Origin of the sequence: Paracoccus sp. UBA5162, assembly GCF_002413585.1 — a bacterium.
Classification (GTDB): domain Bacteria; phylum Pseudomonadota; class Alphaproteobacteria; order Rhodobacterales; family Rhodobacteraceae; genus Paracoccus.
The window spans coordinates 1-10,321 of record NZ_DHXG01000028.1 but is presented as its reverse complement, the minus strand read 5'-3'; the positions used below and the strand labels follow the sequence as shown (position 1 = coordinate 10,321).

The 10,321-nt window shown below is 66.7% G+C and carries 11 protein-coding genes; 6 read left to right on the top strand and 5 right to left on the bottom strand.

All coding sequences use genetic code 11. The features are described 5' to 3' along the window. Window positions 1–377 (bottom strand): imidazole glycerol phosphate synthase subunit HisF (gene hisF, locus B4A72_RS03885; protein ID WP_292978115.1); only part of this gene is annotated, 377 nt, incomplete at its 3' end. Between the two features lie 116 nt (window positions 378–493). Here hisF and selD point away from each other — a divergent pair. Continuing rightward, window positions 494–1,636 carry a selenide, water dikinase SelD gene (gene selD / locus B4A72_RS03880; RefSeq protein ID WP_292978114.1) on the top strand — a complete coding sequence of 381 codons (1,143 nt, stop codon included), beginning with the start codon at window positions 494–496 and terminating at the stop codon, window positions 1,634–1,636. Here selD and B4A72_RS03875 read toward each other — a convergent pair. The 3 genes from B4A72_RS03875 to trhA all read right to left on the bottom strand — a co-directional run bounded on the left by B4A72_RS03875 (window position 1,557) and on the right by trhA (window position 4,145). After that, on the bottom strand, window positions 1,557–2,747 hold the full coding sequence (locus B4A72_RS03875; protein ID WP_292952490.1) for an MFS transporter: 1,191 nt from the start codon (window positions 2,745–2,747) through the stop codon (window positions 1,557–1,559). The genes selD and B4A72_RS03875 overlap by 80 nt on opposite strands. An 8-nt stretch (window positions 2,748–2,755) precedes the next feature. Then, a complete protein-coding gene (eda, locus tag B4A72_RS03870) occupies window positions 2,756–3,400 on the bottom strand; it encodes a bifunctional 4-hydroxy-2-oxoglutarate aldolase/2-dehydro-3-deoxy-phosphogluconate aldolase (protein WP_292952493.1) in 645 nt (214 codons plus the stop codon). 76 nt (window positions 3,401–3,476) lie between these two features. Then, complete coding sequence (gene trhA, locus B4A72_RS03865; RefSeq protein WP_292952496.1) at window positions 3,477–4,145, bottom strand: PAQR family membrane homeostasis protein TrhA; 669 nt, start codon at window positions 4,143–4,145, stop codon at window positions 3,477–3,479. 182 nt (window positions 4,146–4,327) lie between these two features. On the opposite strand from trhA, the gene B4A72_RS03860 reads away from it, so the two are divergent. The 3 genes from B4A72_RS03860 (at window position 4,328) to tsf (ending at window position 7,815) form a co-directional block, all read left to right on the top strand. Beyond that, complete coding sequence (locus B4A72_RS03860; RefSeq protein WP_292952499.1) at window positions 4,328–5,878, top strand: trimethylamine methyltransferase family protein; 1,551 nt, start codon at window positions 4,328–4,330, stop codon at window positions 5,876–5,878. Between the two features lie 166 nt (window positions 5,879–6,044). Continuing rightward, the gene (gene rpsB, locus B4A72_RS03855) at window positions 6,045–6,842 is read left to right on the top strand and encodes a 30S ribosomal protein S2 (RefSeq protein WP_292952502.1); all 798 of its coding nucleotides are present in this window, start codon (window positions 6,045–6,047) and stop codon (window positions 6,840–6,842) included. 94 nt (window positions 6,843–6,936) lie between these two features. Further along, on the top strand, window positions 6,937–7,815 hold the full coding sequence (gene tsf / locus B4A72_RS03850; protein ID WP_292978113.1) for a translation elongation factor Ts: 879 nt from the start codon (window positions 6,937–6,939) through the stop codon (window positions 7,813–7,815). 280 nt (window positions 7,816–8,095) lie between these two features. On the opposite strand, the gene B4A72_RS03845 is transcribed toward tsf, so the two are convergent. Continuing rightward, window positions 8,096–8,860, bottom strand: coding sequence for a helix-turn-helix transcriptional regulator (locus B4A72_RS03845; protein WP_292952508.1), 765 nt, complete (start codon window positions 8,858–8,860; stop codon window positions 8,096–8,098). Between the two features lie 196 nt (window positions 8,861–9,056). Between B4A72_RS03845 and B4A72_RS03840 the strand changes: the two genes are divergently transcribed. After that, window positions 9,057–9,644: a (d)CMP kinase gene (locus B4A72_RS03840; RefSeq protein ID WP_292952511.1), complete on the top strand. Its 588-nt coding sequence runs from the start codon at window positions 9,057–9,059 to the stop codon at window positions 9,642–9,644. 60 nt (window positions 9,645–9,704) lie between these two features. After that, on the top strand, window positions 9,705–10,321 hold a 617-nt coding region (locus tag B4A72_RS03835), incomplete at its 3' end, for an aldehyde dehydrogenase family protein (RefSeq protein WP_292978112.1).

Here is a 10,321-nt window from a genome sequence, read left to right as displayed (position 1 = left end):
ATCACGCATTGGCTGCCGAACCGGTCGGCGGCCCGCGCGATCACGTCGGGATCGGCGACGGCGGCGGAGTTGAAGCTGACCTTGTCCGCGCCCGCCAGCAACAGGGCGCGCACGTCCTCGGCTGTGCGCACACCGCCGCCCACCGTCAGCGGCACGAAACATTGTTCGGCCGTGCGCGTGACAAGATCGAACATGGTGCCGCGGTTCTCGTGAGTGGCGTGGATGTCCAGAAAGCAGATCTCGTCCGCGCCCGCCGCGTCATAGGCGCGCGCCGCCGCGACCGGATCGCCCGCATCGATCAGATCGACGAAGTTGACGCCCTTGACCACGCGGCCATCGGCCACGTCGAGGCAGGGAATGATGCGGGTCTTCAGCATGGCCGATCCTCGTTCGTGGCGCCCCTGATAGGCGGAAACGGCGGCGCGGGCCAGAGGCGTTCGATTGCCGCCGACCGGAGGCGGTGCTAGTCTTCACCAAAATTCCGGAGGCTCCGATGGACGACCAAAGCCCGACCGAACCGCGCCTGACCTCGCTGTCCCATGGCGGCGGCTGCGGGTGCAAGATCGCGCCCGGCGTGCTGACCGGCCTGTTGCGCGGAACCGCGATGCTGCCGGTCCCGGACGAGCTGCTGGTGGGCATCGAGACATCCGACGATGCCGCGGTCTATCGGCTGAACGATCAGCAGGCACTGGTGGCCACGACCGATTTCTTCATGCCGATCGTGGACGATCCACTGGATTTCGGCCGCATCGCCGCGACCAACGCGATCAGCGATGTCTATGCCATGGGCGCCACCCCGATCATGGCCCTGTCGCTGGTGGGAATGCCGATCGACAGGCTGTCGCCCGAAACCATCGCCCGCATCCTCGAAGGCGGCGCGATGGCCTGCCGCGATGCGGGCATTCCCATCGGCGGCGGCCACAGCATTGATTCGGTCGAGGCGATCTATGGCCTGGTGGCGCTTGGCCTGGTCCATCCCGATCATGTCAGGCGCAACACGGGCGCGAAACCGGGCGATGTGGTGATCCTGGGCAAGCCGCTGGGGGTTGGCGTCTTCTCGGCGGCGCTGAAGAAAGAGGCCCTGTCGCCAAAGGATTACGCAATGATGATCGAAACCGTCACGCGGCTGAACACGCCCGGTCCCGATCTGGCGCGATTGCCGGGCGTTCATGCGATGACCGATGTGACGGGGTTCGGGCTGGCCGGTCACGCGCTGGAAATGGCGCGCGGATCGGGTTGCACGCTGCGGCTGGACTGGGCGGCGGTGCCGCTGCTGGCGGGCGCGCGCGATCTTGCCGCCGGCGGCTTCGTGACCGGCGCTTCGGGGCGCAACTGGGCCGGCTATGGTGGCGAGGTCGCGCTGCCCGACGGTTTCGCACCCGAGGATCGCGCGCTGATATCCGATCCGCAGACCAGCGGCGGCCTGCTGGTCGCCTGCGCCGAGGCCGAGGCGGACCGGGTTCTGGCCATCTTCCGCGATCACGGCTTTGCCGAAGCGGCCGTGATCGGACGCGCCGAGGACGGGGCCGGGCGGCTGGTGCTGGGCCAGGACGGTCTCAGGCCGTTTTCGGGCGCATCAACAGCCAGATCAGCGCCCCGCCGGCCAGGGCCAGCAGCGGCAGCATGGCCAGATTGACCGCATACCAGCCGCCCTCGTTCGAGCCTCCGGTGCAGTTCATCAGTCCGCCCGAGGACAGCGACGCCAGAAAGACGCCGCCGAAGACGAACAGGTCGTTGATGCCCTGCACCCGGCCGCGTTCCTCGGGGCGATGTGCGCGCGCCAGCATCGTGGTCGCGCCGATGAAGCCGAAATTCCAGCCAAGTCCCAGCAGGATCAGCGCGCCGAAGAAATTCGAAAGCGTGATCCCGCTCAGCGCGACCGCCCCCGCGCCGGCCAGGATCGCAAGCCCGGTGCCGACGATGCGCGCGGCGCCGAAACGGTTGATCAGGTAGCCGGTGAAGAAGCTGGGCGCAAACATCGCCAGCACATGCGCGCTGACGATATTGGCGGCGTGTTCGGGCCGGTAGCCGCCGCCCACCACCGCCAGCGGCGTCGAAGTCATGACCAGGTTCATCAGCGAATAGGTCACCATCGCGCAGATCATGGCGACGACGATACGCGGCTCGCGCAGGATCTGGCCCAGCGGGCGGTCCCGATCCTGGCCGGGCCGGGCGCGCGGCGGGCGGGGAATATCGAGAAAGGCGAAGAGAATCGGGCCGATCAGGTTCAGTCCGATCACCGCCAGATAGGTGCCCAGAAACGGAATCGCGGTCAGATCGCCGGTGGCACGGACCAGACCCGGCCCGATGATGGCCGAGGCAAGGCCACCCGCCATCACCCACGAGATCGCGCGCGGTGCGAAATGGTCGCTGGCGGTATCGGTCGCGGCGAAGCGGAAAAATCCCTGCGCCGAAAAGTAGACCCCGCTCAGCAGTCCGCCCGTCAGGAACAGCAGGAACGAGCCCAGCCAGATTCCGGCCGCCGACACCGCCGCGCCGGAGCCGCCCGCGGCAACCGCCAGCAGAAAGCCCGCGCGCCGTCCCCGCATCTGCATGAACCGGGCCAGCGGCCGCGCACTGATCGCCGAGCCCAGCACGATCAGCGAGATGGGCAGGGTTGCAAGGCAGGGACTGGGCGACAGTTTTTGCCCGACCAGACCGCCGACGATGAATTGCACCGGCATCTGGGCGCCAAGTATCGCTTGCGCGGCCACCAGGACCGCGACATTCCGCCTTGCCCTGTCCATGGCCGCGATCAGCCTTGGCGCAGGGCGGCGGCGGTCCTTGCGCGGGCCTCGATCGCATCCCAGTCTTCGGATGCGACATCGGCATCGGTGACGATCCAGCTGCCGCCCACACAGACCACATTGGGCAGAGCCAGGTAGTCGCGGGCGTTCTGCGGCGAGACGCCGCCGGTGGGGCAGAAACTGATCCGCGGCAGCGGGCCGGCCAGCGATTTCAGCGCCGGCGCACCGCCCGAGGTTTCGGCCGGGAAGAATTTCAGCATGTCATATCCCGCATCCGCCGCCCGCATCACCTCCGAGGCGGTGACGGCGCCGGGCAGAAGCGGCAGGTCCAGATCCGCGCAGGCCGCGATCAGCGGGTCGGTCAGCCCGGGCGAGACCGCGAATGTCGCGCCGGCGTCCTTGGCGCGCTTGGCGTCGTCCGGGCTCAGCACGGTGCCGGCGCCGACATGGCCGCCCTCGACCCCTGACATGGCGCGGATCGCGTCGAGCGCCGCGTCAGAACGCAGGGTGACTTCCAGCACCGGCAGGCCGCCCGAGACAAGGGCGCGGGCCAGAGCTTCGGCCTTCGCCGCCTGCTGGATGACGATCACCGGGATGACCGGCGCGATGTCGCACAGCGCGCGGCTTTTCCGGGATTGGGTTTGGGGGGTCATGCGTCACCTCGCTGGCAGGATCGCTCCGAACCTGACGCCTGCGGCGGCCGGATGCAAGCGGCTTGGCGCCGGTCGGCTACAGCGTCGCGGGCGACACCGCCGCCGTCAGCACCGCGACGTAATGCACCGCCGCCGCCGTCACCACGAAAGCGTGCCAGATCGCGTTCTGGAACCGCAGCTTTTGCCACAGGTGGAAGATCACGCCCGCCGTATAGAGCAGTCCGCCAATGACGATCAGAACCATCGAGGTCGCGGGCAGATGCATGGCGATGGGCCGGATCGCCAGGATGCCGCTCCATCCCATCGCGAGATAGAGGATCACCGCCAGCCTGTCATAGCGCCCCGGAAAAAGACATTTCACCGCGACGCCGATCCCGGCCATGAACCAGATCGCGACCAGCAGCGTCAGGATCATCGGGTCGCTGGAGGCGCCGGGTTCCAGAAACGGCGTGTAGGTTGCCGCGATCAGGATGAAGATGGCCGAATGATCCAGCCGCCGCATGATCCATTTGAAACGCGATGGCGGCAACATGTTGTAGATGAAAGAGATTGCCAGCGCCCCGATCAGCCCCAGCCCGTAGATCCAGGCGGCCAGCATCGCCGCCTGCGTGCCCCAGACCGTTGTCTGGAAGATCAGCACGGTCACACCGATCAGGGCGGCCACGACGCCGACCCCATGGACGATCGCGTCGGCAAGGGTTTCCAGGAAATCGTAGTCTCGGCCGAAGCGGAATTGCATTGTCATCCCCGGAAGATGGGGCAGGCGGGAAGCCAAGGCAATTCACCCTTTTGGTCAACCCTGCGTGAAAGCGTCGCGGCCGCGCGTCGATGTCGCATCATGGCAAGGGAAAGGCGCAAACGGGCAGCACGGCCTTCGGCGCGCAGCCTATCACGGGACGCAGTCATGTTTGCAGGAAGGGGATCGCCATGACCGAGGATGCCGTCGCCGAACGCCGTGGCCGCCGCAGCGGAGGCGGGGCCGCGCGCCGGGCCGAACGCACGGCGACGCGCTTCGAATATGCGCGCTTCATCAGCCGCAACATCCCGAACCTGGAGATTCTGAACGACGAGGCGCTGGAAATCATCGAGGCCAATGCCGAGACGGTGCTTGCGGAAATCGGCGTGAACTTCGTCGACAATCCCGACGCGCTGGCGCGGTGGAAGGAGGCGGGGGCCGACATCGACGGCGAACGGGTGCGGCTGCCCAGGGGGCTGGCGCGACAGCTTTGCGCCACCGCGCCGGCCAGCTTTACCCAGCACGCCCGAAATCCCGAACGCAATGTCGAGATCGGCGGACGCAATCTGGTTCTGGCACCGGTCTACGGCCCGCCTTTCGTGCGCGATCAGGCCGGCGGCCGGCGCTACGCCACGATCGAGGATTTCCGCAATTTCGTGAAGCTGGGCCAGATGTCGAAATGGGTCCATCACAGCGGCGGCACCGTCTGCGAACCGACAGACGTGGCGGTGAACAAGCGCCATCTGGACATGCTGCACGCCCACATGACCCTGTCGGACAAGCCCTACATGGGTTCGGTGACCCTGCCGGAACGCGCGGCCGATTCGGTCGAGATGTCGAAGATCCTGTTCGGGTCGGATTTCGTCGACCGCAACACGGTGATGACCAGCCTGATCAACATCAACAGCCCGCTGACCTTCGATTCGGTGATGATGGGCGCGCTGGAGGTCTATGCGAGGGCCAATCAGGCCGCGATCATCAGTCCCTTCATCGTCGGCGGCGCGATGGCGCCCGTCACCGTCGCGGGCACGCTGACGCAGGTTCTGGCCGAGGTGATGGCGGGCGTGGCCTACAGCCAGCTGATCCGTCCCGGCGCGCCGGTGATCTTCGGCGCCTTCGTCACCTCGATCGACATGAACAGCGGTGCGCCCACCTTCGGCACGCCCGAGGCCGCCCAGATCACGCTGGGGGCGGGGCAACTGGCCCGGCGGATGGGGTTGCCCTATCGCAGCGCGGGCTCGTTCTGCGGATCGAAGCTGCCGGATGCACAGGCGGCCTACGAGACCGCGAACACGCTGAATATCGGGCTGCTGGCGGGGGTGAACTTCATGCTGCATTCCTGCGGCTGGCTGGAAGGCGGGCTTGTCAGCAGCTACGAGAAATACGTGATGGACGCCGATCAGCTGGGCCTGCTGCACCGGATCGCGGCGGGCGTGGACATGTCCGAGAACGGGCAGGCCATGGACGCGATCCGCGAAGTGGGGCCGGGCGGGCATTATCTGGGCTGTGACCATACGCAGGCCAATTACAAGGAAGCCTTCTGGCGCACCGGCATCCTGGACTACAAGCCCTTCGAAACCTGGGAGGAGGAAGGCGCGCGCGACACGGCGACGCTGGCCGCGCTGAAGGTCGCCAGGATGCTGGGCGAGTATCAGGCCCCCGATCTGGATCCGGGCATCGCCGAGGCGCTGTCGGAATATGTCGCGGGCCGGAAAGCCGCCGTGCCCGACAGCTTCATGTGAGCGGACAGGCCCGTTACCCCTTGCAAAGCGTGCGCACAGCGTCTATCTGCGCGCTCACTTCACAGGCAGTGGGCGGGCCTTGCGGACAGACATCCCCGTGGGTCCACCGGTTGAGGCAAAAGCCTTCAGAACCCCTGCCAAGGCGCAAACCGGAAAGGACATTGGAATGGCGCTTCCCGAATTTTCCCTGCGTCAGCTTCTTGAAGCTGGCGTCCATTACGGCCACCAGACGCAACGCTGGAATCCGCGCATGGCGGAATTCATCTATGGCGACCGCAACGGCATCCACATCGTCGATCTGACCCAGACCGTCCAGATGCTGGACGCCGCGCTGCAGGTCGTGCGCGACACCGTCGCCAAGGGCGGCCGCGTGCTGTTCGTCGGCACCAAGCGCCAGGCGCAGAAGCCGATCGCGGATGCGGCCGAACGCTCGGCCCAGTTCTACATGAACCACCGCTGGCTGGGCGGCACGCTGACCAACTGGAAGACCGTCAGCCAGTCGATCAACCGCCTCAAGGCCATCGACGAGACGATGGCCGGCGGCGCCGAAGGCATGACCAAGAAAGAGCGCCTGGGGCTGGAACGCGAACAGGCCAAGCTGCAGGCCAGCCTTGGCGGCATCCGCGACATGGGCGGCCTGCCGGATCTGCTGTTCGTCATCGACGTGAACAAGGAAGACCTGGCGATCCTCGAAGCGAAGAAGCTGGGGATCCCGGTCGTCGCCGTGGTCGATACCAATTGCTCGCCCGACGGCGTGGATTATATCATTCCGGGCAACGACGATGCGGCCCGCGCCATCGCGCTGTATTGCGATCTGGCCAGCCGTGCGGCGCTGGACGGCATGACCGCGCAGATGGGTGCCGCCGGTGTCGATCTGGGCGCCCTGTCCGAAACGCCCGACGAGGCGCTGAACGAGGGCGAGGCCGAGGCGAAAGCCGACGAGCAGGCGACGGCCGACGCCTGATCGATCCGGCCCGTCCGGACCCCGGATGCATTTACGGAAACGTCGTCAGGCGGGGATATGCCCCGCCTGACGTGTTGATCAAAGGAGACGGATCATGGCTATCACCGCCGCGATGGTGAAGGAACTGCGCGAGACCACCGGCGCAGGGATGATGGACGCCAAGAAGGCGCTGACCGAGACCGATGGCGACATGCAGGCCGCGCAGGACTGGCTGCGGACCAAGGGCCTGGCCAAGGCCGCGAAGAAATCCGGTCGCGTCGCGGCCGAGGGTCTGGTCGCCGTGGCCGTCAGGAACGGCAAGGGCGTCGCTGTAGAGGTGAATTCCGAGACCGACTTCGTCGGCAAGAACGAGGAATTCCAGCGCATGGTCCGCAAGATCGCCGAGGCCGGTCTGGACGTGCAGAATACCGAGGAACTGAACGCCGCCAGGATCGACGGCAAACCCGTCTCGGAGGTTCTGACCGACGCCATCGCCAAGATCGGCGAGAACATGACCCTGCGCCGCATGGTCAAGGTCGAAGCGCCGCTGGTCGTCTCTTACGTCCATAACGCCGCAGCCGAGGGGATGGGCAAGATCGGCGTTCTGGTCGGTCTGGACGGGGGCGACGAGGAAATCGGCCGCCAGATCGCGATGCATGTCGCCGCGACCTCACCCGCCTCGCTGAGCCAGGACGATCTGGATCCGGCCCTGGTGGAACGCGAGAAGTCCGTCCTGACCGAACAGGCCCGCGAATCGGGCAAGCCGGAAGCGGTGATCGAAAAGATGATCGTCGGCCGGATGGCCAAGTTCTTCGAGGAAGTGACGCTGCTGGGTCAGAAATTCGTCATCAATCCCGATGTCACGGTCGAACAGGCGGCCAGGGACGCCGGTGCCAGGATCGTGGGCTTTGCCCGCGTCGCGGTCGGCGAAGGCATCGAGAAGAAGGAAGAGGATTTCGCGGCCGAGGTCGCCAAGACCCTGGGCGGCGCCTGATCCGTTCCCTGCCGTTTTCTGCGAAGACGCCGGTCAGCGATGGCCGGCGTCTTTCGTCGTTTTGCGACATCGGCCGGGAACGCGCGACATCCGCCGACGACGACAAGACCGCCATCGGCAGATGCCCCCCGTTTCTGACGGGATGCGCGGCCCGGGCAACACTCGGACCCTTGCGCAGGTTCCTGACACATTCTGTGTCACCACTCACGGAACGTCACGATTCAAGGCCGATTTGCCGCAAAGAGAAAGTCAGGCAAACCCTACCCCTATTGGCCTATCCTCACGTGAAGGGGTTCAGGTCTTGGCCGTGCGGGAAAATCTGGTGGGCCAGATGGGCGCGGAGGATGGCGTGGGCGGTCGTATCGGCCCCGATCGCCTGCCGCGCCAGACGCAGATGTTTTTCGACCGTGGCGGCCGCTACGCCCAGGATCGTGCCGATCTCGGCCACCGTCTTTCCGGCCGAACTCCATTCCAGAACCTCGCGCTGACGCTGCGTCAGGCGGGTTTCGACCAGCCGCCGGCCCAGCGTCGCCAGCCGAAGATGCAGGACCGAGGTCAGAATCCCGATCTCGCCGCGCGCGGATTGCCAGGCCGTTTCGGCGCGCTCGTGGCTGATCCCGCCGCCAGGGCACAGCAATACCGCGCCATGACTGCGCGGCACCCTGTTCCTGAGGCTGATGACTCGACCCGCCTCGACGCCGTGATCCATCGCCAGACGGATCGCAGGGTGGATTTCCGCGGCCCCGTCTTCATGCCCCAGGCACGCATCCCGCAACGAGGCATTGCCGGAATTCTGCAGCGCCCAGACCGCCCAGGGCGCGGTGGCCAGCAGCCCCCCGGCGCCTAGCCGTGCGACAAAGCCGTCGGGGAAATTGCCGAACAGGATCGGCTCTTCGCGCAGCACGGCGGCGGGAAGCGACAGCAGGAAGCGCGCGATATAGAGACCGTGTTGAAAACCGTGTTCGCGCAAAGCCGAAAGATAGGCATCGCTTGCCTCGGGCACCGATCGGGCATTGGCGACACGATCAAGATAATTGATCGACATAAATCACTAAACCGAAATAAATTCTTCATTTCGGCGATAGAAATGCAGAATCACGGTGATGCCAAGAAGAATTCGCCCGCCCGACCGCCCTCTTGCCGGTCCGACAAGGGCCGTTCCGCGACCTCTGCTGCCGGCTGGACCTTTGCCGCGCGGATATGCAAAGAGGCGGTGACGGGTAAAACGGCAGGCCGGGGACATGGCGTTCATCATTGCGATCGACGGGCCGGCGGCCTCGGGGAAGGGGACGATCGGGCGGGCGCTGGCCGCCGATCTGGGCTTTCATCATCTTGATACCGGGCTGCTCTACCGGGCGACCGGGGTGAAGGGCGGCGATCCGGTCGCAGCGGCCCGCGGGCTGGTCGCAGCGGATCTGGCACGCGACGATCTGCGCAGCGCCGAGGCCGGTCAGGCCGCCAGCCGCGTCGCGGCGATCCCCGAGGTCCGCGCGGCCCTGATCGATTTCCAGCGCCGCTTCGCGATGCGCGAACCCGGCGCGGTGCTGGACGGGCGCGATATCGGCACGGTGATCTGCCCGCAGGCGGATCTGAAATTGTATGTCGTCGCCTCGGACCAGGTGCGGGCCATGCGCCGGGCGTCCGAACTGGGCGCCGACCCGGCCGAGATGCTGGCCCAGTTGCAGGAACGCGACCGCCGTGACAGCCAGCGCGCCAGCGCACCGCTGCGGCCGGCCGATGACGCGGTAGTGCTGGACACGACCGATCTGACCATCGAACAGGCGGTCGCCGCGGCTCTGTCAGCCGTCGGCCGGCGTCGCGCCACCTAGCCCCGCTTGCGCGCCGCGCCGCGATGCGCAAGGATCCCCGGGCATCACGAGGAGGGTCCGATGAACATCGCCGCGCGCAATCCCGATTCCGTCATCGACGGTGTGTTCATAGACAACGAATGGCGCCCCTCGGCCAGCGGCGAGACGCTGCCGGTGATCGACCCCGCCACCGGCGAGGCATTCAGCCGCATCGCCTCGGGCAATGCGGCCGATATCGACACCGCCGTCGCCGCCGCGCGACGTGCGCGCAATGGCGCATGGGGCGCGTTGAGCGCGACCGAGCGCGGCCGCATCCTGTCGCGCGCCGCCGCCCTGGTTGCCGGGGCGGCCGGGGATCTGGCGGCGCTGGAGGCGCGCGATACCGGCAAACCCATCTCGCAGGCGCGCGCCGATATCGCGGCGACGGCACGTTATCTGGAATTTTACGGCGGCGCGGCGGACAAGTTGCATGGCGACACGATTCCCTTCCTGCCCGGCCATTTCGTGACCACCGAATACGTGCCCTTCGGCGTGACCGGACATATCATCCCATGGAATTATCCGGCGCAGATGTTCGGCCGCACCATCGCCGCTGCGCTGGCGATGGGCAATGCCTGCGTGCTGAAACCGGCCGAGGATGCCTGCCTGACGCCGCTGCGCCTGGCCCAGATCCTGTGCGATGCGGGGCTGCCCGCCGG

Excerpts from the sequence above, each read along its gene's own strand:
- selD (WP_292978114.1), top strand. The coding sequence starts at position 494 with ATGGACGACCAAAGCCCGACCGAACCGCGCCTGACCTCGCTGTCCCAT.
- B4A72_RS03875 (WP_292952490.1), bottom strand. The coding sequence starts at position 2,747 with ATGGACAGGGCAAGGCGGAATGTCGCGGTCCTGGTGGCCGCGCAAGCG.
- eda (WP_292952493.1), bottom strand. The coding sequence starts at position 3,400 with ATGACCCCCCAAACCCAATCCCGGAAAAGCCGCGCGCTGTGCGACATC.
- trhA (WP_292952496.1), bottom strand. The coding sequence starts at position 4,145 with ATGACAATGCAATTCCGCTTCGGCCGAGACTACGATTTCCTGGAAACC.
- B4A72_RS03860 (WP_292952499.1), top strand. The coding sequence starts at position 4,328 with ATGACCGAGGATGCCGTCGCCGAACGCCGTGGCCGCCGCAGCGGAGGC.
- rpsB (WP_292952502.1), top strand. The coding sequence starts at position 6,045 with ATGGCGCTTCCCGAATTTTCCCTGCGTCAGCTTCTTGAAGCTGGCGTC.
- tsf (WP_292978113.1), top strand. The coding sequence starts at position 6,937 with ATGGCTATCACCGCCGCGATGGTGAAGGAACTGCGCGAGACCACCGGC.
- B4A72_RS03845 (WP_292952508.1), bottom strand. The coding sequence starts at position 8,860 with ATGTCGATCAATTATCTTGATCGTGTCGCCAATGCCCGATCGGTGCCC.
- B4A72_RS03840 (WP_292952511.1), top strand. The coding sequence starts at position 9,057 with ATGGCGTTCATCATTGCGATCGACGGGCCGGCGGCCTCGGGGAAGGGG.